The organism is Thermoanaerobacter mathranii subsp. mathranii str. A3 (genome assembly GCF_000092965.1).
Classification (GTDB): Bacteria; Bacillota; Thermoanaerobacteria; order Thermoanaerobacterales; family Thermoanaerobacteraceae; genus Thermoanaerobacter; species Thermoanaerobacter thermocopriae.
The window spans coordinates 710,726-732,305 of the sequence record NC_014209.1 but is presented as its reverse complement, the minus strand read 5'-3'; the positions used below and the strand labels follow the sequence as shown (position 1 = coordinate 732,305).

General features: G+C 35.8%; 20 protein-coding genes, 1 tRNA gene and 1 pseudogene. 4 read left to right on the top strand and 18 right to left on the bottom strand.

What is annotated here, in order from left to right; genetic code table 11:
- Positions 1-10 precede the first annotated feature (10 nt).
- A complete protein-coding gene (locus TMATH_RS03520) occupies positions 11-1,642 on the top strand; it encodes an NAD+ synthase (protein ID WP_013150002.1) in 1,632 nt (543 codons plus the stop codon).
- Between the two features lie 33 nt (positions 1,643-1,675).
- Positions 1,676-2,539, top strand: coding sequence for a DMT family transporter (locus tag TMATH_RS03515; protein ID WP_013150001.1), 864 nt, complete (start codon positions 1,676-1,678; stop codon positions 2,537-2,539).
- A 45-nt stretch (positions 2,540-2,584) separates the two neighbouring features.
- On the opposite strand, the gene TMATH_RS03510 is transcribed toward TMATH_RS03515, so the two are convergent.
- From TMATH_RS03510 to TMATH_RS03430, 18 genes and pseudogenes are all read right to left on the bottom strand, one after another.
- Complete coding sequence (locus tag TMATH_RS03510; RefSeq protein ID WP_013150000.1) at positions 2,585-2,998, bottom strand: F0F1 ATP synthase subunit epsilon; 414 nt, start codon at positions 2,996-2,998, stop codon at positions 2,585-2,587.
- A gap of 10 nt (positions 2,999-3,008) precedes the next feature.
- Positions 3,009-4,394 (bottom strand): F0F1 ATP synthase subunit beta, encoded by a 1,386-nt coding sequence (atpD, locus tag TMATH_RS03505; protein WP_013149999.1) that lies wholly within the window; start codon positions 4,392-4,394, stop codon positions 3,009-3,011.
- 14 nt (positions 4,395-4,408) lie between these two features.
- Positions 4,409-5,293: an ATP synthase F1 subunit gamma gene (atpG, locus tag TMATH_RS03500; RefSeq protein ID WP_013149998.1), complete on the bottom strand. Its 885-nt coding sequence runs from the start codon at positions 5,291-5,293 to the stop codon at positions 4,409-4,411.
- Positions 5,293-6,813 carry a F0F1 ATP synthase subunit alpha gene (gene atpA, locus TMATH_RS03495; protein ID WP_012994738.1) on the bottom strand — a complete coding sequence of 507 codons (1,521 nt, stop codon included), beginning with the start codon at positions 6,811-6,813 and terminating at the stop codon, positions 5,293-5,295. The genes atpG and atpA overlap by 1 nt, the downstream gene beginning before the upstream one ends.
- A 23-nt stretch (positions 6,814-6,836) precedes the next feature.
- Complete coding sequence (gene atpH / locus TMATH_RS03490) at positions 6,837-7,370, bottom strand: ATP synthase F1 subunit delta (RefSeq protein WP_013149997.1); 534 nt, start codon at positions 7,368-7,370, stop codon at positions 6,837-6,839.
- Positions 7,358-7,849 (bottom strand): F0F1 ATP synthase subunit B, encoded by a 492-nt coding sequence (gene atpF / locus TMATH_RS03485; protein WP_013149996.1) that lies wholly within the window; start codon positions 7,847-7,849, stop codon positions 7,358-7,360. Before atpF ends, atpH begins: the two co-directional genes overlap by 13 nt.
- A 38-nt stretch (positions 7,850-7,887) precedes the next feature.
- Positions 7,888-8,109, bottom strand: coding sequence for an ATP synthase F0 subunit C (gene atpE / locus TMATH_RS03480; RefSeq protein ID WP_012994735.1), 222 nt, complete (start codon positions 8,107-8,109; stop codon positions 7,888-7,890).
- Positions 8,110-8,182: 73 nt separating this feature from the next.
- Positions 8,183-8,839 carry a F0F1 ATP synthase subunit A gene (locus tag TMATH_RS03475; protein ID WP_013149995.1) on the bottom strand — a complete coding sequence of 219 codons (657 nt, stop codon included), beginning with the start codon at positions 8,837-8,839 and terminating at the stop codon, positions 8,183-8,185.
- A gap of 289 nt (positions 8,840-9,128) precedes the next feature.
- A complete protein-coding gene (gene yihA, locus TMATH_RS03470) occupies positions 9,129-9,707 on the bottom strand; it encodes a ribosome biogenesis GTP-binding protein YihA/YsxC (protein WP_013149993.1) in 579 nt (192 codons plus the stop codon).
- Positions 9,697-12,033, bottom strand: a complete 2,337-nt coding sequence (lon, locus tag TMATH_RS03465; protein ID WP_013149992.1) for an endopeptidase La — start codon at positions 12,031-12,033, stop codon at positions 9,697-9,699. The genes yihA and lon overlap by 11 nt, the downstream gene beginning before the upstream one ends.
- A gap of 94 nt (positions 12,034-12,127) precedes the next feature.
- Positions 12,128-13,402: an ATP-dependent Clp protease ATP-binding subunit ClpX gene (clpX, locus tag TMATH_RS03460; protein ID WP_013149991.1), complete on the bottom strand. Its 1,275-nt coding sequence runs from the start codon at positions 13,400-13,402 to the stop codon at positions 12,128-12,130.
- 21 nt (positions 13,403-13,423) lie between these two features.
- Complete coding sequence (gene clpP, locus TMATH_RS03455) at positions 13,424-14,011, bottom strand: ATP-dependent Clp endopeptidase proteolytic subunit ClpP (RefSeq protein WP_012994730.1); 588 nt, start codon at positions 14,009-14,011, stop codon at positions 13,424-13,426.
- A 5-nt stretch (positions 14,012-14,016) separates the two neighbouring features.
- Positions 14,017-15,315 carry a trigger factor gene (tig, locus tag TMATH_RS03450; protein ID WP_013149990.1) on the bottom strand — a complete coding sequence of 433 codons (1,299 nt, stop codon included), beginning with the start codon at positions 15,313-15,315 and terminating at the stop codon, positions 14,017-14,019.
- 170 nt (positions 15,316-15,485) lie between these two features.
- Positions 15,486-15,570: transfer RNA gene (locus TMATH_RS03445), tRNA-Leu, on the bottom strand.
- Between the two features lie 152 nt (positions 15,571-15,722).
- Positions 15,723-15,935, bottom strand: a complete 213-nt coding sequence (locus tag TMATH_RS12150; protein ID WP_232192612.1) for a hypothetical protein — start codon at positions 15,933-15,935, stop codon at positions 15,723-15,725.
- Positions 15,926-16,522 carry a response regulator gene (locus TMATH_RS03440; RefSeq protein ID WP_232192611.1) on the bottom strand — a complete coding sequence of 199 codons (597 nt, stop codon included), beginning with the start codon at positions 16,520-16,522 and terminating at the stop codon, positions 15,926-15,928. The genes TMATH_RS12150 and TMATH_RS03440 overlap by 10 nt, the downstream gene beginning before the upstream one ends.
- A 72-nt stretch (positions 16,523-16,594) precedes the next feature.
- Positions 16,595-18,604: pseudogene (locus TMATH_RS03435) on the bottom strand (PAS domain S-box protein).
- A 64-nt stretch (positions 18,605-18,668) separates the two neighbouring features.
- Positions 18,669-18,893, bottom strand: a complete 225-nt coding sequence (locus TMATH_RS03430) for a hypothetical protein (protein ID WP_013149989.1) — start codon at positions 18,891-18,893, stop codon at positions 18,669-18,671.
- Between the two features lie 555 nt (positions 18,894-19,448).
- Here TMATH_RS03430 and TMATH_RS03425 point away from each other — a divergent pair.
- Positions 19,449-20,618: an ABC transporter substrate-binding protein gene (locus tag TMATH_RS03425; RefSeq protein WP_013149988.1), complete on the top strand. Its 1,170-nt coding sequence runs from the start codon at positions 19,449-19,451 to the stop codon at positions 20,616-20,618.
- 68 nt (positions 20,619-20,686) lie between these two features.
- A complete protein-coding gene (locus TMATH_RS03420) occupies positions 20,687-21,571 on the top strand; it encodes a branched-chain amino acid ABC transporter permease (protein WP_041591693.1) in 885 nt (294 codons plus the stop codon).
- Positions 21,572-21,580 lie beyond the last annotated feature (9 nt).

Below are 21,580 nucleotides of genomic sequence, written 5' to 3'. Positions count from 1 at the left end.
GTGAAAACTAATGAAAATCGCATTGGCACAAATAAATCCAGTTGTAGGAGATATAAAAGGAAACTTCGAAAAGATAGTAGAGTTTATAAATAGAGCAAAATACCAAAAAGCTGACCTTGTGGTGTTCCCTGAACTAGCTACTGTAGGCTATCCTCCTAAAGACTTTTTGTTTATGCAAGATTTTTTAAAGGCCAATGAAAAATATATAAATGAAATAGTTTTACCTGCTACTTATCAAATTGGAGTAATACTGGGTACTGTAAGGCAAGACACAGAAGGCAACCTTTATAATTCTGCTTTTTTTATTTATGACGGTAAAATAGTCGAGGTTTTTGACAAGACTTTACTTCCCAACTATGACGTGTTTGATGAAAAAAGATATTTCAAACCAGCACAATTAAGAAAGGTAGCTTCTTTTAAAGGAATAAAATTAGGAGTTAATATATGTGAAGATATATGGAAAGATTATGTTTTTGAACCAAATGTAGATTATTCTGTTGATGTTTTAGAAGAGCAATATAAGTTAAAGCCTGATATTTTTATAAATATTTCGGCCTCTCCTTATTACCTGGGTAAACAAAACATGAGAGTAGAAATGATAGAGAAAAAGATAAAAAAGTACGCAATTCCTTTTATCTATGTGAATCAAGTTGGTGCAAATGATGAGTTGATATTTGACGGTTCTAGTTTTGTAGTAAATGAAGAGGGCAAAAGAGTGGTACAACTTAAAGCTTTTGAGGAAGACATTAAAATTGTCGATATTGATGAGTTGAAAAATTTTAAAGAGCTCCCCGAAATGAAAGAGGATATATCATGGGTATATAATGCTCTTGTCCTTGGTGTAAGAGATTATTGTAAAAAATCAGGTTTTAAAAAGGCAGTAGTAGGCTTAAGTGGTGGAATAGACTCGGCAGTAGTTTGTGCTATTGCAGTAGAAGCTTTAGGAAAAGAAAATGTTCTTGCCGTCTCAATGCCCTCAAGATACTCCTCTGAAGGAAGTAAAAGTGATGCAAGAATACTGGCTGAAAATTTGGGAATTGAATTTAGAGTAATCCCAATAGAGCCCGTGTTTGAAAGTTATTTATCCGTTTTCAATGGTGATAACAGCGCCATAGGTGACCTGGCAGAAGAAAATATACAAGCAAGAATAAGAGGTAATTATTTAATGTTTATATCAAATAGGGAAGGGCACATTGTTTTAACTACCGGAAATAAATCAGAATTGGCAATGGGATATTGCACTCTTTATGGAGATATGAGTGGAAGCCTTGCACCAATTGCAGATGTCCCTAAGACGATGGTATACGAGCTTGCGAAATATATAAACAGAAAAAAAGAAATAATTCCAATTTCTATAATTGAAAAAGCCCCTTCTGCAGAATTAAGACCTAATCAAAAAGATGAAGATTCATTACCTCCTTATAAGATTTTAGATGAAATACTGAAAATGTATATAGAGGAAAACAGGTCAGTAAAAGAAATAGTAGAAAAGGGATATGATGAAAAATTGGTAAAAGATGTTATAAATAAAGTCAACAGAGTAGAGTACAAAAGAAAACAAGCAGCACCTGTACTCAAAGTCACCACCAAAGCCTTTGGAATAGGAAGGCGTATGCCAATTGTTCACAACTTTAAACTATAGCTTTATTTTAGTAACATACGAGGAGGAGATAGCTTGTCAACGCAACTTAAAAGCGACATTGTGCTTATCTTAGTAACTATGGTGTGGGGAACTACATTTATAATAGTCAAAAATGCTATACAGACACTTCCGGTATACAACTTTCTTTTTATACGTTTTTTATTAGCTTTTTTGCTTCTTACAATAATTTTTCATAAAAAATTAAAAACCATTGACAAAAAAACATTGGCTGTTGCTTCGGTAATTGGGGCAATGCTTTTTTTAGGTTATGCCTTTCAGACAATGGGACTTAAATACACTACAGCATCCAAATCAGGCTTTATAAGCGGCTTTAGCGTAGTATTAGTACCAATTTTAGAAGCAGTGTTTCTTAAAAGAAAACCTTCAAAATCTTCAATTTTGGGAATTGTACTTGCTTTTATAGGACTTATACTGCTTACTGCAAATATTGATTTATCTATTAACATAGGTGACTTTTTGACGCTTTTGTGTGCTTTTGCGTTTGGAATGCAGATTGTTTTAATAGCAAAATATGCCTCCACCTTGGATACATACTTGCTCGCTACTATTCAAATAGGAATAGTTGCACTTTTAAGCGGCATTATAACTTTGTTACTTGAAAAGCCTTTTGTACCTACATCTTTCAATGTATGGTCAGCAATTGTAATAACTGGTGTTTTCGCTACGGCCTTTGCTATTGTTGCACAAAATACAATGCAAGCCTATACTACTGCTACCCATGCCGCTTTGATATTTGCATTAGAACCAGTTTTCGCTGCAATAGCTGCTTTTTTAATTGGGGGTGAAGTAATGTCTTTTAGAGCAATACTAGGTGGAATTTTTATGTTTACCGGTATAGTTCTTTCTGAACTACCTGAAAAAGAAACAGGCAAATAACAAAACCTCCTACTGCTTTTAAATTACCAGTAGGAAGTTCTATATTTACATACGGTGATATTTACTTGCAATGTTGAGCCTCGTTAATGCTCTTTTTAAAGCGGCTTCCGCCAAAAGATGTTCATGTTTACTTCTTCTTTGTCTGAGTTTTTCTTCTGCCCTTTCTTTAGCCGCTTGAGCACGAGCTATATCAATTTCTTCAGGCCACTCCACTGCACTGGACAAAATTGTCACACTATCTCTTTTAACTTCCATAAAGCCACCGGAAATAAAGGCTTCTCGCCACTGGCCATCTTCTTTGATCTGCAAAGTACCTGTACCTATGGCTGCTGTCATGGGGATATGGCCTTTTAAAATACCTATTTGACCAGTGGTTATAGTAACTATTATCTCTTCCACATCCCCTTCATAAAATTTTCTATGAGGAGTTAAAACCTCGAGGTGAAAATTTTTATCCATTCATTCCACCTCATTTCATCTTTTCAGCTTTTTCATAGACTTCGTCAATGTTTCCTACCATGTAAAAAGCGGCTTCTGGAATGTCATCCATTTCTCCCTCTACAATCTTTTTAAATCCTCTGATGGTCTCTTTCAGTGGCACATATTTACCAGGTATTCCAGTAAAAGTTTCTGCTACAAAGAAGGGCTGGGATAAAAATCTCTGTATTTTTCTCGCTCTGTAAACAATGAGTTTGTCTTCGTCTGTCAGTTCTTCCATGCCCAATATGGCGATTATATCCTGTAGTTCTTTATATCTCTCCAAGATTTCTTGTACCTTTCTTGCCACAGAATAATGCTCTTCTCCTACTATATGGGGCTCTAATATGCGGGAAGTAGAATCCAATGGATCAACAGCAGGATATATTCCCATTTCAGCAATACTTCTTGACAAAACAGTTGTCGCATCCAAGTGAGTAAAAGTGGTAGCCGGAGCAGGGTCAGTTAGGTCATCGGCAGGTACATAAACAGCTTGAACTGATGTGATGGAGCCTTTTTTGGTAGAAGTAATTCTCTCTTGCAAAAGCCCCAACTCTGTTGCCAAAGTAGGCTGATATCCAACTGCAGAAGGCATTCTTCCTAAAAGTGCCGAAACTTCTGAACCCGCCTGAACAAATCTAAAGATGTTATCTATAAATAAAAGTACGTCTTGGTGTTCTTCATCTCTGAAATACTCTGCCATTGTAAGTCCTGCAAGAGCTACTCTCATCCTGGCACCCGGTGGCTCATTCATCTGCCCAAATACAAAAGCAGCCTTGTCGAGAACTCCTGATTCCTGCATTTCATGCCATAATTCGTTTCCTTCACGGGACCTTTCACCAACGCCTGTAAAAATTGAATAGCCGCCATGCTCTATCGCAACATTTCGTATAAGCTCCATTATCAAAACAGTTTTGCCAACACCAGCCCCGCCAAAAAGCCCTATTTTGCCCCCTTTCGGATAGGGAGTTAGTAAATCTATAACTTTTATACCTGTCTCCAAAATTTCAGTAGCAGGGCTTTGCTCTTCAAAAGGAGGTGCTTTTCTGTGAATCGACATGTATTTTACATCATTGACTTCCCCTAATTCATCAATCGGCTGCCCTAACACGTTAAACATCCTACCTAAGGTTCCTTTTCCCACAGGAACCATTATGGTATTACCTGTATCTATACATTCCATTCCTCTTTGTAAGCCATCAGTTGGAGCCATCGCAATACATCTTACTATATTGTCACCTACGTGCTGTGATACTTCAACAATTAATTCTCTATCCCCCATAGGTATTTTTATAGCATTGTTTATAGGTGGAAGTTCTCCTTCAAATTTTATATCAACAACAGGACCAATGACCTGTGTAATATATCCCTTCTTCAATCTATCATCTCCTTTTATACAGATGCCCCTGCTATTATTTCTGAAAGTTCCTGAGTAATAGAAGATTGCCTCATTTTATTGTATTCCAATGTAAGTCTGTTTATCATCTTGTCAGCATTTGACGTTGCACCATCCATTGCTACCATCCTTGAAAAATGCTCTGAAGCAAAAGCTTGAACGAGTATGCTGTATATTAGACCTTTTAGATACTCAGGAACAAGTACGTTAAAGACTTCTGCAGCAGAAGGTTCGTATACCATGTCACTATCAATTACTACTTCCTTCTTTTCAGGTTTCCCTTCCTTAGCTAATTCCATAAAATTATCAATATCCAAAGGTAAAAGCCTCAAGGCTCTTACCTTTTGCACAAGTCCTTGCATTTCAGTATAGACAATAGATATTTCGTCCACCAGTCCTTTATCATATGCATTTAGTATGAAATCTGTTATTTCCCCTGCTGCAGCTGTTGTTGGATTTTGAGCAGTATATAGAAATTCTATGTCTACATTGTATCCTTTTTTGACAAAGTAGTGTCGCCCCACTTCACCTATTACAACAATTGAGTCTACCTTTTCCCTGTCAATTATTTCTTGGGCTGTTTTTATGACATTGTGATTGTAAGTGCCGCAGAGGCCTTTATCTCCTGTTATGACTATCAGAGATTTTCTCTTATCCTTTTTGTCTTGCTCTTTTTTCTCAAGATACCGAGAAGTAACTTCCCCGGTGTGAAGCAATATATCCCTCATAGTAAGCAAAACCTTATGATAATAAGGTCTTACATTGTCTAACATGACTTTTGCCTTTTGAAACTTTGAAGCTGATATCAAATACATAGCTCTTGTAATCTTTCTGGTCTCTTTGACGCTTTTGATACGTAAGGCTATATCTCTTTTTCCCATCAGCTATCACCCTTTGGGGCGTACTTTTGTTTGTATTCCAAAATTGCAGCTTTTAACTTTTCCTCTGTCTCAGAGGTTAAATCTTTTGTTTCCCTTATTGACTGTTTTATTTCGGGATAATTTATATCTAAAAATTCTAAAAGTCCTTTTACAAAAGGTCTCACTTCTTCTACCTCAATATCAGTTACATATCTATTCATCACAGTATATATGGCAATTACTTGATCTTCGACCGGCATTGGCTGATATTGAGGTTGTTTTGTGATTTCAATTATCCTTTCCCCTTGTCTTAAAACGTCAAGGGTCGCTTGGTCCAAGTCAGAACCAAAACGAGCAAAAACCTGTAATTCTCTATACTGAGAAAGTTCTAGCCTTAAATGGCCTGCCACTTTTTTCATCGCCTTTATTTGTGCAGCACCGCCTACTCGGGATACAGATAATCCCACGTTTATAGCTGGCCGTATCCCTGCATGGAAAAGCTCTGATTCAAGATATATCTGTCCATCCGTAATCGAAATTACATTTGTTGGAATATATGCCGATATATCCCCTGCCAACGTCTCAACAATGGGAAGAGCAGTCAAAGAACCTCCGCCGTATTCATCTGCAAGTCTCGCAGAGCGTTCAAGAAGCCTTGAGTGAAGGTAGAACACATCACCAGGGTATGCTTCCCTTCCCGGTGGCCTTCTCAAAAGCAAGGATATAGTTCTATAAGCTATTGCGTGTTTGGACAAGTCATCATAAACTACTAATACATCTTTACCCTGGTACATAAAATGTTCTCCTATGGCACATCCTGCGTAAGGTGCAATATACTGAAGCGCTGCTGAGTCACTGGCAGTTGAAGCAACAACTGTTGTATATTCCATAGCGCCGTGTTTTTGAAGCATATCTACAATCCCTGCAATAGTTGAGGCTTTTTGTCCTATAGCAACGTATATACAATATACACCTTTGTCCTTTTGATTTATTATAGTATCTATGGCTATTGCAGTTTTGCCTGTCTGTCTATCTCCTATTATTAATTCCCTCTGCCCTCTTCCTATTGGAATCATGGAATCTATGGCCAAAATGCCTGTCTGTAAAGGTGTATCAACAGATTTCCTCTTGATGATCGGTGGAGCTGGATATTCAATAGGGCGTTCTGCCTCATAGTTTATTGGCCCTTTGCCATCAATGGGTTGCCCTAGAGGATTTACTACTCTTCCTAGCATTTCTTTCCCAACAGGCACTTCCATGATTTTTCCTGTTCTTTTTACTGTATCCCCTTCTTTAACTTTTTCAGGGTCTCCAATGACTACAGCACCAACTGTGTCTTCTTCAAGATTTAAGACCATTCCCACGACTCCGCTTTCAAACTCCACCATTTCTCCCAACATAGCATTGTCAAGGCCATAAATTTTGGCAATTCCATCTCCTGACTGAATAACATGACCAATTTCTTGTGTTTCAATGTTGAAATCAAAATTTTTTATTTTTTCTTCTATAACTGAACTTATTTCTTCGGGTTTTATGGCCATATTTTCACCTTCTTAAACTGAGTTTACACTGCTTGTTTAATATTTTTAAGAAGTGCATTAAGCCTTGCTTTTATCGAACCATCAATTACAGTGTTTCCAATGATGAGTTTTAAGCCACCTAATATATTTTTATCGACTAATGGCTCTATGTTTACGCTTTTTGACAGCTTTTTTTCTAATCTTTCTTTAAGCCTTTGCAATACGTCCTTACTCAGTGGATGGGCGGAAATTACTTTTACATCCACTATATTAAAATAATCTTTATACAAACTCGTAAATTGATCTATAATTTCCCCAATCATGTTTTCTCTTTGTTTTGATATTATGACTTTTATAAAATTTACTATTTCTCTATCAAAATCTTTCAAAATTTGTTCTACAAATTTTATCTTTTTGGTTTTATCAATGCTTTTATTATTAAAAATTTGTTTTACCTTGTCAATTTGCAAGATTTCCATTACTTTCATTAACTCGTCGCGATATTCCTTCAATTTATTTTGCTCTTTTGCTACATTAAAAAGGGCATAAGCATACCGCTTAGCAATCACTTGTGCCATGATGCCCCAGCCTCCTCGATTACTTCCTCTATGATGTCTTCATCATTAATTGGAATCTTTTTCTCCAGCACACGAGAAGCGGCATCAATGACCAGTTGAGATAATTCTTCTCTTAAATCGTGCATTGCTTTAACCTTTTCCAAACTCGCTTCTTCCTTAGCTCTCTCTATTATAGCCTTAGCTTCTTTGTTAGCATCATCTATTATTTTGTTTGCTCTTTCTTCCGCAAATTTTTGCGCCCTTTCAATAATGGCTTTTTTCTCATTGTCTGCATTTTGCAATATTTCCTCATATTTTGCTTTTAAATTGTAAGCCTCCTGTTTTTCTCTTTCTGCTTCTTCCAAAGAAGACTTAATCTTGTTTTCTCTATCTTCAAGAAATTGCGTAACAGGTTTAAATAAGAGCCTTTTTAGTATATAGTAGAGAACAAGTATGTTGATTATTGTAAAAATGAAAGTCCAAATGTTAAAAAAGCCCAACTTTTTTCCCTTCTTTCATCAGGAAATCTCTTTTGAGCTTATGGCTTTAATATTATTATGAGGAATGCTACCAGTAAGCCATAAATGGCTGTCGCCTCAGCAAGAGCGCCACCTAATAAAAGAAGCTGCATAATCCTCCCACCTGCTTCGGGTTGCCTTGCCACAGCCTCTACTGCCTTCCCTGTAGCAATACCTATACCAATACCTGCTCCTATACCTGTTAATGCAGCAATACCTGCGCCAATAACTGTCAAATCCATTTAAATCATCTCCTTTTCATTATTAATTTATTATAATTTTTAATTCTTTGTCGTTTATTATTAAGTTTGTCATTCATTCTTCTATGGCCTCTTGAATATACAGCATTGTCAAAAACACAAACACCAGCATTTGTAAAAGACCGTCAAAAAGGTCAAAGTATATGCTAAATACCGCAGGAAGTACTATTGGGACGGCTCTTTCTATAAGTCCCATTATTGTAACAGCTGCAAATATATTGCCAAAGAGTCGGGCTGCCAGTGACAAAGGTCTTGTAAATAAATCTAAAACATTAATAAAAAAATTTATTGGAGACTTAAAAAAGTACTTTGCATACCCTTTAACTCCTCTTGCTCTTATGGAAGCTATAACAACAGTAACAATTGACATAAGGGCAAGAGCAGAAGTCGCACTTATATCTTTAGTAGGAGGTGCTAATCCAAAAATGCTTATAGTGTTGGCCAAAATCAAAAAAGCTGCTACAGTTCCTAAATAAGGAGTATAATCTTTCCAATAGTCCCCTAAAGAATTCTTTACAAATTTATTAAATCCCTCTATTATAAGCTCTACCATATTCTGTGTACCTTCAGGCACTAGTTTCCATCCTTTTGTAACTGCAGAAGTAGCAACAATCAATACAGCCATTATAATCCACTCAACTACTACTGTCATTGTAACAGGTATGCCGCCAAATAGAGGTATTGTAAACACTACTGGTGATTGTATTTGCACTTAATTCGCCTCCTTTTTCTTACCCCCCAACACATATAATTATAAACCCGTAATGTAAAATCTTCAACCCAAAAATTTCTGATACAAAATATTTCGCATATCAAAATATTTTCTGTCAATATTTTAACTATCAACAGAATTTCACCCATAAATTATACCTCTTATAAATTTTTAATACAAATTGTTTATAACATTTAAAATACACTATCTGTAACTAATTTGTCAAAAATTTAAATAATTATTCTTCTCGTCAATTAAATTTCTCGCAAAATCGTTCAAAATCTCATTTTTACACATTCTTTTCAAAAATTGATAACACTTGTGATACTCCAATCTTTTCTAACGCAGAAAATACTACAACCTCTTCTCGATTAATGTTAAAAATTTTACAAACATCTTTCACCGCTTTTTGGGCTTGTGATTTGCTTACTTTATCCGCTTTAGTTAGTACTACAGTAAAAGGTAAATTTTTATATTTAAACCAATTTATCATTAATAAATCGTCTTCAGTTGGAACTCTTCGTATGTCTATTAAAAGTAATCCATGTCGTAAATTGCGAGAGGTGTTGAGAAAAGTTTCTATATTATGCGCCCATTGTTTTTTCATTTCTTTTGAAACTTTTGCATAGCCATATCCAGGCAAATCTACTAAATAAAATTTGTTGTTTATCAAATAAAAGTTTATACCTCGAGTTTTGCCAGGTTTTGAACTTGTTTTTGCAAGATTTTTTCTATTTAGTACTGTATTTATCAATGTAGATTTGCCCACGTTTGACCTCCCAGCAATTACTATTTGGGGAAGATCGTCTTTTGGATACTGCTCCTCATTAAAAGCAGATCTGGTAAATTCCACAGTTTTAATTTTCATAACAGCCCTCCTTAACCAATGCAAAGTCGAGGACCTCATCAATTCTTTCCACAAACTTGAATTCCAATTTTCGCTTTACACTTTGAGGAATCTCATCTAAATCCCTTTTATTTTCCTGAGGAAGTATTACTTTTGTTATCCCTGCTCTATTGGCTGCTAAAACTTTTTCTTTTACTCCCCCAATTGGAAGGATTTTGCCCGTCAAAGTTATTTCTCCTGTCATCGCTACATCTTTTCTCACAGGAACTTTTTTAAGAGCGGAAACCATAGCTGTCACCATAGTTATTCCTGCTGAAGGACCATCTTTTGGAATTGCACCTTCAGGTACATGTATATGTATATCAACATTTTTGTAAAAATCTTTATCTATATTTAGTTTATCGGCATTTGCCCTTATGTAGCTAAGACCAGCTTGGGCAGATTCTTTCATTACATCTCCTAATTGTCCAGTAAGATTGAGTTTTCCGCTTCCTGGCATTATAGAGGCTTCTACAGTTAAAATTTCTCCTCCTACCCTTGTCCATGCAAGTCCAAAAACTATCCCTATTTCGTCTTTTTGGTTCGCTTTGTCAGTACGGTAAATAGGTTTGCCTAAGTAAGACTGTAAATTTCTTTTTCCAACTTTTATTACTTGTGCGTTTTCTTCCACTATCTTCTTTATAGCCTTTCTTACAATTTGTGATAGATTTTTTTCTAAACCTCTTACTCCTGCTTCACGAGTATATTCCGAAATTATTCCGTAAATAGCAGATTCTTGGATTATTATCTTGTTATCTGGCACCCCATGTTCTTTTAAAATTCTAGGTATTAAATAGTCTTTTGCAATGTGAAGTTTTTCTTCTTCAGTATATCCAGAAACATATATAATTTCCATTCTATCTAAAAGAGGTGCAGGTATAGTATCTGTAGTGTTAGCTGTTGTTATAAACAGGACCTTTGAAAGGTCAAAAGGTAAATCAAGATAATGATCTCTAAAAGTGGAGTTTTGTTCTGGATCGAGGACTTCAAGCATTGCAGAGGCAGGGTCACCTCTAAAATCTGAACTCATTTTGTCTATTTCATCCAACAAAAACACCGGATTTTTTGACCCAGCTATTTTTATGGAATTTATAATACCTCCTGGTATAGCTCCTACATAAGTACGCCTGTGTCCCCTTATTTCTGCCTCATCTCTTACCCCACCAAGAGATAATCTAACAAATTTTCTGTTCATTGCTCTGGCAATAGACCTACCTAATGAAGTCTTACCCACACCTGGAGGACCTACAAGGCATAAAATAGGACTTTTAATTTTGTTGTAAAAACTTCTAACTGCTAAAAACTCTATTATCCTCTCTTTTACTTTCTTCAATCCATAATGGTCTTCATCCAATATTTTCTGTGCCCTTTTCAAATCTAAAATATCTTCTGTTTCATAATTCCAAGGCAAATCCAATATCCAATCTAAATATGTTCTCACCACAGAAGCTTCTGCTGAACCAGGCGCCATCTTGGAAAGGCGTTTTAATTCCTCTTTTGCCTTTTTTCTAACCTCTTCGGGTAAATCTTTTTCCTCTATTTTCTTTTCATACTCCTCAACTTCTTGATCAATCTCATCTGTCTCTCCTAATTCAGCTTTTATAGCTTTTAATTGTTCTCTTAAATAATATTCTTTCTGCAATTTATCAATTCGACTTCTAACTTTTGCATTTATTTCTTTTTCAATGCTTAATATTTCTAATTCTTTCATCAAAAATTCTAAAAGAGTTTCTAATCTTTTATTTACATCAAAGCATTCCAAAAGCTGTTGACTTTGATTCGTATTTAGAGATATATGAGCAGCAATCATGTCTGCTAGTCTTCCAGGTTCTTCTATATTTAATACACTATACAAACTCTCTATAGGCAGTCCCGAAGTCATATTTACATATTCTTTAAAAGCTGAAGTAACGCTTCTCATTAAAGCCTCAAGCTCTGGCGTCTTCTCAATTTCTTTTTGCTCTTCCTTTTCTATCACTTCCACTTCAAAAAATTCATCATCTCTTGTTATTTGTTGAATTTCAGCACGACTTATCCCTTCTACCAAAACCCTTATAAGTTCTCCTGGCAGTTTTAACATTTGCTTAACTTTTGTAATAGTTCCAACTTTGTAAACGTCGTCAACAGTCGGGTCTTCCACCTCCACTTCCTTTTGTGTTGTAACAAATATTAGCTGGTTTTTCATAAAAGCTTCTTCTAATGCCCTAATTGACTTTTCTCTTCCTATATCAAAATGTAGTACCATGTACGGAAAAATAGTTAATCCTCTTAAAGGAATCATTGGTAATATATACTTTTTTTCTGTCATATATTCACCCTCTTTTATGCAATATAATCCAACCCCCCTTTCCCTTCACTTTTTTAGTATGCGAAGGAAAAGGGGGATTAATGTAAAAATTTCATTACGAAACAGATTCTGTCTTTTTTATTTTCTTTTTAGCTTTTTGAGCATCTGAGTAAACCAATGTCGGTGGAGCTTTCTTTAATACCGTCTCTTCAGTAATAATGCATTTTTCTATATTCTCACTAGAAGGTATCTCATACATTACGTCCAGCATTATCTCTTCTAAAATAGCTCTTAAGCCTCTTGCGCCTGTTTTCCTTTCTAATGCCTTATCTGCTATAAGATTTAAAGCTTTTTTGTCAAACTCCAGTTTTACGCCATCTAATTCAAACAACTTTTCATATTGCTTTACTAAAGCATTTTTAGGCTCTGTCAATATTCTCACTAAGTCTTCCTTATCCAAAGGATCCAACGTAACTACTATAGGAACCCTTCCTATAAATTCGGGTATCATACCAAATTTTAGAAGGTCCTCAGGCATTATATGGCTTAAAATTTCACCAATATTCTTCTCTTTTCTGCTTTGCACATCAGAGCCAAATCCCAGAGTCTTTTTCCCAATTCTCGACTCTATTATTTTTTCTAGGCCTTCAAAAGCACCACCACATATAAACAATATATTAGTGGTATCAATTTGTATAAACTCTTGGTGAGGATGTTTTCTCCCACCTTGTGGCGGCACATTTGCAATGGTTCCTTCTAAAATTTTTAATAAGGCCTGCTGTACGCCTTCTCCTGAGACATCACGAGTAATAGAAGGATTTTCTGACTTTCTTGCTATTTTATCTATTTCGTCAATGTAAATTATACCTTTTTCCGCTTTTTCTATGTCATAATCTGCTGCTTGTATAAGCTTTAAGAGTATATTCTCTACATCTTCACCTACATACCCAGCTTCAGTTAGAGAAGTTGCATCAGCTATCGCAAAAGGAACGTTTAAAAGTTTCGCCAGTGTCTGAGCCAATAAGGTCTTGCCAGAACCTGTTGGACCTAAAAGCAAAATATTGCTCTTTTGAAGTTCTACATCATCTGGTTTTAGCCTGCTATTAATTCTCTTGTAGTGGTTGTAAACAGCAACAGCTAATGCCTTTTTAGCTTTTTCCTGCCCAATTACATATTGGTCAAGAAATTCTTTTATTTCTTTTGGCTTGGGAAGTTCTCCCATTCCCATATCCATGTCTTCTTCAAATTCTTCATTTATGATTTCTTGGCAAAGTTCGATACACTCATCGCAAATATACACACCAGGTCCTGCAACTAGCCTTTTTACCTGGTCCTGTGTTTTCCCGCAAAAGGAACATTTTAGTTGTTTTTGGTTATCATATTTGGCCATAATTTCACCTCTTTAGGGGCATCATCTTTTATTCCTGATAAGAACCTCGTCTATAATGCCATAAGCTTTTGCATCCTCCGCATCCATGAAGAAGTCCCTTTCAGTATCCGCCTTTATCTTTTCAATAGGCTGCCCCGTATTTTCTGCAAGTATTCTATCTAACTTATCTCTTAACTTTAATATCCTTTCCGCGTGAATCTTAATGTCAGTGGCTTGACCATGCATTCCTCCTAAAGGCTGATGTATCATTATTTCGCTATTAGGAAGTGCAAATCTTTTTCCTTTCGCACCTGCTGCTAATAAAAATGCAGCCATGGATGCCGCCATTCCGACACATAAAGTTACTACATCCGGCTTTATATACTGCATAGTATCATAAATGGCAAAACCTGCAGTTATTGAACCTCCTGGGCTATTTATATAAAGCCAGATGTCTTTGTCAGGGTCTTCAGCTTCCAAGAACAAAAGCTGTGCAATAACCAAACTTGCTGTAGTATCATTTATTTCTTCTCCTAAAAAGACAATCCTGTCCTTTAGCAAACGTGAAAATATATCGTAGGAACGTTCGCCTCTATTAGTCTGCTCTACAACAATCGGTACAAGGCTCATAATCATCACTCCTCTTTACTTATTATTTTACACTGACTAAAAATAAAGTCAATCGTCTTATAATAAGCTATATCTTCTTTTATGCTGTTTATCTGGCTTTCAGTAAGACTTTTCTTGAATTCTTCCAAATTTATTCTGTAATTCGCTGCCATCTCTTTTAATTTATTTTCTAATTCCTCCTCTGTAGCTTCAATATTTTCAATTTTAGCTATTTTGTCTATGACAAGCTGAGTTTTTACTCTGTTTAGAGCTCCCTCCCACATTTCTTTTCTTAGATCTTCTAATGTCTTCCCTGTAATTGATAAATACCTGTCTAAATCTAATCCCTGATATCTCAAATTGTAATCTAACTCCCTCAAAGAAGCGTCTATCTGTCTTTCCACCATAACATCTGGTATATCAACTTTTGCGTTTTCTACAACTTTCATTACTGCTTTCTCTTTCATTTCATTTTCTGCTTGTTGCCTATTTCTTTCTTCTAATTTTTTCCTTATATCAGCTTTTAATTCATCTATTGTTTCAAATTCGCTTACATCTTTTGCAAATTCATCGTCTAACTCAGGTAATTCTTTTTTATTTAACGCCTTGAGGGTAACTTTAAAAGCGGCAGATTTGCCTCTTAATTCTTCCACTCTATAATCTTCAGGGAAAGTAACATTTACATTAAAATTCTCATTTACATTGTGTCCTATTATTTGGTCTTCAAACCCTGGAATAAAAGTATTACTACCTAATTCTAATTGGTAATTTTCGGCTTTACCGCCTTCAAAAGGCTTGTCATCAATAAATCCTTCAAAGTCTATTACAGCAATATCTCCTCTCTCAGCCGCTCTTCCTTCTACAGGCACAATCCTCGCATTTTGCTGTCTTAATTTTTCTAATTCGTATTCTACATCCCCGTCGTACACATCATACTCTATTTTTTCAATTTCTATGCCTTTATATTCGCCTAACTCTACTTCAGGCATTACAGGCACTGTTGCCTCTAAAATTAAATCTTTCCCTTTACCAATTTGTAAAATATGGATATGTGGGTAATCAACAGGTTGCAAATTAAACGTTTTAAGAGCCTCATTATACGCCTCATCAAAAACATATTCTACAGCATCTTCATAAAGGACTCCTTCGCCATAATATCTTTCTACGATTACTCTCGGAGCCTTTCCTCTTCTAAAACCAGGTACATTAAATTTAGATGCGTTTTTCTTAAAAGCAAAATTTAATCCCTCTTCAAATTTTTCACTTGGAATTGTAAGTTCAATCGTGGCAACACTTTTCTCTAATTTTTTAAGACTCACACCCATTAAATAAATCCTCCTATTCTCTTTCTTTGGTATAAGGTCTTCTAAACTTATAATATTATAACATAAAAAAACGGTGAATCAAACACAAGTTATTGTAAATTTTATACAAAAAAAAATAATGCTTACTGCATTATTTCTTTCAAAAATATATTATTCCTCGAAATTTTTACTGGTGCGGGCAAAGGGACTTGAACCCCCACGGGAAACCCCACCAGATCCTAAGTCTGGCGCGTCTGCCAATTCCGCCATGCCCGCATATTAAAATTGGTGTGCCATTAGGGACTCTAACCATCATCAGCTGATTAAAAGTCCACGCAAGGCCATTTTATCAAAGTTTTTTTAATATGTCAAGAGCGCTTCTAATATACTACAAACAAGCAAAGTTCTTAATGGCTACCTAAATAACTTTATTTTTCTTTTGCTTCTTCCCTTTCTTGAACTGAATTCGATATTTCCTTCATCACGCTTTCTTTTGCAAAATTAATTAGCTCTCCTTCATTTTTCCCGTTATCGGGATATATACTTATGCCAAAATACCATTTCCCCGGCAATTTATCTTTAAGTTTTTTTATTACGACCGCTGTGCCATTAGCTCCTGTAATAGGAAGAATTAAAGCCAAAGTATTTTATCAACCTCAAATACTGTATCTATGTCACGAAGTTTGTTCTTTACCTGGTCTGCTATTTTTGAGATCCCAATTTTGGCTTTTTCCTCGCATTGCGCCAGAACTAAAGAGAGATTTACATTGCTTCTTTTGGCGCGGTTTATTTCTTTTCTTAGCAGCTCTTTAAGCTCCGGATAGTGATCTCCTTCTTCAACATATCCTATTAGTTTTACTACACGTTTTAAAAGCTCAGCTGCTTTGAAGGGCTTAATGAGATATTCTACTGCACCAACTTCTATTGCCCGTCTAATCGAAGGTGCTGTAGCATCTCCACTTAATATCATCACTGGAATATTTTTGTATTCCGCTTGCGATTTTAGTTTCCGTATAAATTCAAAACCGTTTTGATTCGGCAGATTTATGTCTACAATTACTAAATCAAACAATTCTTTTTTATTTTTTACTTTCAATATTGCTTCTTCAGCAGTGGCTGCTGTTTCAACATCATATCCTTCTACCCCTAATATATCTTTAACAATAAGCCGTATTAATCTAGAGTCATCTACTATTAGAATGCTCTTACTGTTTTTTCTCTCTACCATAGCTCTTTTATTGAGGCTGGCTTACAAGCCTCACTCTCTATCCCCCTTTCTGTAAAGTGTTTCAGATTAGTGTTACTCGCTTTTTACACAGTTTCTTCCCGCTCTTTTTGCTTCATAAAGCATATTATCTGCTCGTAAAAGAACTGTATCAATGGTATCAGTATCCCTATATTCAGTTACACCAAAGCTTGCTGTCACATCCCCTATTTGTTCCAGTTCTATGCTGCTTATCTGTTTTCTAAGCTCTTCAGCCAGATCAACTGCATTATTCAAAGAAGTTTCGGGCAGGAGGATTATAAATTCTTCTCCTCCCCAGCGTGCGAAATAATCTGTTTTCCGTGCCCTTCTTTTTACTGTGTTAGCAACATTTTTAAGAACCGTATCTCCCACCGCATGACCAAAGCGGTCATTTATCCTCTTGAAATGATCTAAATCAAACATAATAATCGAAAAAGGCTTTCTATTTCGTTTTACTCGTTCTATTTCCTGCTCCAGCATTTGCATGAAAAAACGCCGGTTATAAATATTTGTAAGGGGATCGGTAATAGATTGGCGGTAAAGTAATTCTTCAAATCTCTTGCGCTCACTTATATCACGAATAATCCCTATTGCATGCCATGCATCTTTAATTCTGACGGCAGAAAGTGAAAGCTCTACATCAATTTCATAGCCGTTTTTGTGTCTTGCTTTCATTTCAATCATTCTACCCACAGCATTTCCTTTACCACTTAAGCGGAATCTTTTAAATGCTTCTCTATATACTTCGTACAGTCGTTCCTCTTGTATTACAAATGCATGTAGCTCCTTCCCAATTATTTCTTCTTTCGAATATCCAAGTATACGCTCCGCTGCAGGGTTCCAAAAAGTTACGTTTCCATTGTCATCAATCATGATAATGGCATCTCCTGCAGATTCCATTATATCATTTAAAATCTCATTCCTTTCCTTCAATTCTTTTTCCATTTTTCTACGCTCTGTTATATCAATCACAAGTTCTGTATATACTTTTTCTACTCCAAGTTCTACAAGTTCCAAGTGAACTTCTACAGGATAGAGAGAACCCTCTTTCCTGCGGTGTACTGTGTTAAAGATAATTTGCTGTTGCTCACCTTTAGCAAGAGGCTCAAGAAGTTCTTTAAAGCTTTGTACGGTAAACTCTGGCTTTAAGTCAACAGGAGTCATTTCTTTAAGCTCTTCTTCAGTATATCCCAAATTTTCCCTTGCTCCCCGGTTCACCGCAATGAACTTCAGCGTCTCCGGATGAAATATGTAAATTTCATTGAGCGAGTCTTCAAAAAGATTTTTATAAAATTCAAGCTCTCTCTTTGCTTTCCATTGTTCGGTGATGTCAAATATAATCAGATGCATCAATGTTTTTCCTTGATAATCTACAGGGGATGAATATACTTCTACTAATCTCTCTTCTCCGTTAGCTAACCGCTGGAAGCAAATGCAGGGATTACAGCCCTTCTTTAAAACTTCCGACCATTTCCGACCATCATCTATGGTAGAAACGCCCCCAAAAGCTTCTATGTCCATCTACAGCATGGTATCTTTAGAATAACCGTAGAAATGACAGGCAGCTTTGTTGGCATAAATGATGCGTCCTGATTCTGGTTCAATAAGTAGCATCACTACATTATGGCTTTCAAACATGCTGTGGAACAACTCTTCTCTCTTTTTCATCTGTATTTTGGCCTCATAGAGCTTAAAAGCCATTTCTATTTGAGATATGAGTACATACTCATCTACACCTTTAAGAACATACCCGTAAGCTGAAACTGCCTTTATTTTTTCCATTATTTCTTTACTGGCATTGGCAGTAAGAAATAGAATTGGGATATCTTTATGCTGCTGAATTATTCTTGCTGCATCTATCCCATCGATTGTTCCTTTAAGTTCTATGTCCATGAGAATTAAATCCGGGTTTTCTAAATCATTTGTTGCTTTTTCAACAGCCTCTTCGCCGGATGTAACTATTTCCGCCTTATATCCGTATTTGTCTAGAATATCTGCTGTTATTTGTGCGTTAAGTTTACTGTCTTCTACAACCAGAATCTTTTTTGGAAGAGCAACATTCATCAGTTAATACCTCCAATTAACACAATTTCGTAGTTACCTTAGTATCTAGTATAAAAATGTTTTTCTATATTTTCCGAAAATTACTCAAGACTTCTATTTTCCGAAATATTATTATACTCTTTTTTCTTAAAAACACAATAAAAATTTTACTTGTCATAATATTACCAATCACACCGGCTATTTTACCATCTATACTTTCGTCGTACTCATCCATATACTCTGGAGTATATTTTAATCGCGTCAATGCCACTTTTACTTCATTTTGACTACTTTTCAATTTTTGCACCATATTGTATTCCACTTTATATCGGAAAATGTAACTAAAAAGTTATTTGTCTCACCTAAAATACTCCTAATCATTTTTTCTTTTTGCATATTGACAAAACAAAGAAAAGCAAGTATAATTAATGCAGGAAGTAAATAGAAAAGGAGGCAAAGGCGCCTTTAGAAAAAAGGTGCCTTTGCCTTTTTAATTATCAGCCATCAAATTTAAATTTCCATCAAACTTTATACCAAATGTTATCCCCTAAAAAACCTTTTTAAAATATGCAGATCATTTTTATTATACCACAAATTAATTCAAATTTGAAAAAAGGATCACAAGGAGGTGAAAATGGTTACTAATAGGATGCACCTAGTGTATACTGAATATTTTAAGAAAAATAAAGAAAAATGAGAAAATCATAGATATGTTTTTAAAATGATTATAATAGTCAGCAGAATCTGCAGTGTATTTGCACCCTTTTAAAAAGGAGAGGGGTGTAGCAGGACAGGTTATGTGCTTATAGCAAAAATGGAAGATTATTTTTAAAAAACAGAAAATTTTAAAGGAGGATGGTAAGCCGTGCGTAAAGGCATTGTGAGGAGAGTAGCGGCAGGTTTATTATCGTTTTTACTTTTATTTGCTTCGGCGTGTGGAAGTAAGTCTGAGAATAACGATGTTATAAAAATTGGAGCAAACTTAGAGCTGTCGGGAAATGTTGCCACATTGGGTCAATCAGGCTTAAATGGAATTATGTTAGCAGTAGATGAAATTAATAACGCTGGTGGAGTTCTTGGAAAAAAGATTGAAATAGTCAAGTATGACAATAAGTCCGATAATACAGAAGCCGCTTCGGTTGCGACTCGGTTAATTACCCAAGATAAAGTAGTTGCTATTATTGGTTCGATGACTTCTGGCAATACCCTCTCTTATGTTAACATTGCCGAAACTAATAAAGTTCCTGTGATCTCGCCTTCGGCAACTAACCCTGATGTTACAGTAGATCCTAAAACAGGCAAAGTAAGGGAGTATATTTTCCGGACTTGCTTTATAGACCCTTTTCAGGGAACGGCAATGGCGAAGTTCGTTTTAAATGAATTAAAGCTTAAAAAAGTTGCTGTTTTAAAAGATAATACAGCTCCTTACTCGGTGGGTTTGGCTAAGTTTTTTGTAGAAGCTTTCAAAGCTGGCGGTGGCGAAATCTTAGCTGATGAAAACTACACTACTCAAGATCAGGATTTTCGCGCGGTATTAACCAAGATTAAAAATTTAAAGCCTGAATTTATTTATGTACCTGGTTATTACGAGCAAGTGGGGCAAATTGTAAAGCAAGCACGGGAGCTTGGTATTAATGTTCCTATGGGCGGTGGTGATGGCTGGGATTCGCCAAAGCTTGTTGAAATTGCAGGTGCTGCTGCGCTTAATAACACCTTTATTACCAATCACTATTCGTCTTTAATGCCTGATCCAAAAGTTCAGGACTTTGTTAAAAAGTATAAGGAAAAATACGGCAGCGAGCCGGATGCAATGGCTGCAGTAGGTTATGATACGGTACTTGCTTTAGTTGATGCCATTAAACGGGCTGGTGAAGCTACACCCGAAAAAATCAAAGAAGCTTTAATGACCACCAAGGATGTAGAAGGAGTTACTGCCAAAATCTCCATAGATGAAAATCACAATGCTGTTAAAGGCTTGGTGATTTTGGAATACAAAGACGGTAAGCAAATCTATAAGGCTTACGTAAATCCTTAAAAGATTAAAGGGGGGAGAATATTCCTCCCCTTAAGAAAATGAATTTAATTAAGGTAGGGGTAGATAAGATGAATGAATTTATCCAGCAGTTAATAAATGGAATATCAGTAGGAAGTATTTACGCTTTAATTGCTTTAGGATACACTATGGTTTATGGTATTATAAAACTCATCAATTTTGCCCACGGTGATGTTTACATGCTTGGTGCCTTCGCAGGACTATATGCGACGTTGGTTTTAAAAATGTCATTTGTTCCAGCGTTAATTTTTTCCATGATTGTGTGTGCTATTTTAGGCATTATTATCGAAAGATTGGCATATCGTCCTTTAAGAAACTCGCCTAAAATTGTAATTTTAATTACTGCAATAGGTGTTTCCCTTTTTTTAGAATATACCACGATGTTTTTCCTGGGACCACAGCCTCGAGCATTTCCGGAAGTTTTTAAGCATGCTTCGTATACATTGCTTGGCGGAAAGGTTACCATATCAAATCAGGAAATTTTAATTATTGCGGTCACGGTTATCTTAATGATTTTACTACAGTATATAGTTCATAATACGAAAATTGGAAAAGCAATGCGGGCAGTTTCTTATGATATGCAAGCTGCTCGTTTAATGGGAATAAATGTGGATACGACAATATCCATCACCTTTGCTCTTGGTTCAGCTTTAGCTGCGGCAGCAGGGGTACTGGTAGGGATATATTACAATAAAGTATTTCCCTTAATGGGAATTATGTTTGGTTTAAAAGCCTTTGTTTCAGCGGTTTTAGGAGGAATAGGAATTATACCTGGAGCAATGGCCGGAGGCTTTATTTTAGGGATTACTGAGTCCTTAGTAAGTGGGTACGGCAGTTCTTTATATCGGGATCCTGTGGCTTTTGTGATTTTGATTATTATCCTATTAGTTAAACCTTCTGGCTTATTTGGGAAAAACGTTCGGGAGAAAGTGTAGGTGATACAG

Excerpts from the sequence above, each read along its gene's own strand:
- TMATH_RS03420 (WP_041591693.1), top strand. The coding sequence starts at position 20,687 with ATGAATGAATTTATCCAGCAGTTAATAAATGGAATATCAGTAGGAAGT.
- lon (WP_013149992.1), bottom strand. The coding sequence starts at position 12,033 with ATGACAGAAAAAAAGTATATATTACCAATGATTCCTTTAAGAGGATTA.
- atpA (WP_012994738.1), bottom strand. The coding sequence starts at position 6,813 with ATGGCCATAAAACCCGAAGAAATAAGTTCAGTTATAGAAGAAAAAATA.
- clpP (WP_012994730.1), bottom strand. The coding sequence starts at position 14,011 with ATGAGCCTTGTACCGATTGTTGTAGAGCAGACTAATAGAGGCGAACGT.
- atpH (WP_013149997.1), bottom strand. The coding sequence starts at position 7,370 with ATGGCACAAGTGATTGCTAAGCGGTATGCTTATGCCCTTTTTAATGTA.
- clpX (WP_013149991.1), bottom strand. The coding sequence starts at position 13,402 with ATGGCCAAATATGATAACCAAAAACAACTAAAATGTTCCTTTTGCGGG.
- atpE (WP_012994735.1), bottom strand. The coding sequence starts at position 8,109 with ATGGATTTGACAGTTATTGGCGCAGGTATTGCTGCATTAACAGGTATA.
- TMATH_RS03520 (WP_013150002.1), top strand. The coding sequence starts at position 11 with ATGAAAATCGCATTGGCACAAATAAATCCAGTTGTAGGAGATATAAAA.
- TMATH_RS03430 (WP_013149989.1), bottom strand. The coding sequence starts at position 18,893 with ATGGTGCAAAAATTGAAAAGTAGTCAAAATGAAGTAAAAGTGGCATTG.
- atpG (WP_013149998.1), bottom strand. The coding sequence starts at position 5,293 with ATGGGAAAAAGAGATATAGCCTTACGTATCAAAAGCGTCAAAGAGACC.
- TMATH_RS03440 (WP_232192611.1), bottom strand. The coding sequence starts at position 16,522 with ATGGTAGAGAGAAAAAACAGTAAGAGCATTCTAATAGTAGATGACTCT.
- TMATH_RS03510 (WP_013150000.1), bottom strand. The coding sequence starts at position 2,998 with ATGGATAAAAATTTTCACCTCGAGGTTTTAACTCCTCATAGAAAATTT.
- tig (WP_013149990.1), bottom strand. The coding sequence starts at position 15,315 with ATGGGTGTGAGTCTTAAAAAATTAGAGAAAAGTGTTGCCACGATTGAA.
- yihA (WP_013149993.1), bottom strand. The coding sequence starts at position 9,707 with ATGAAAATTAAAACTGTGGAATTTACCAGATCTGCTTTTAATGAGGAG.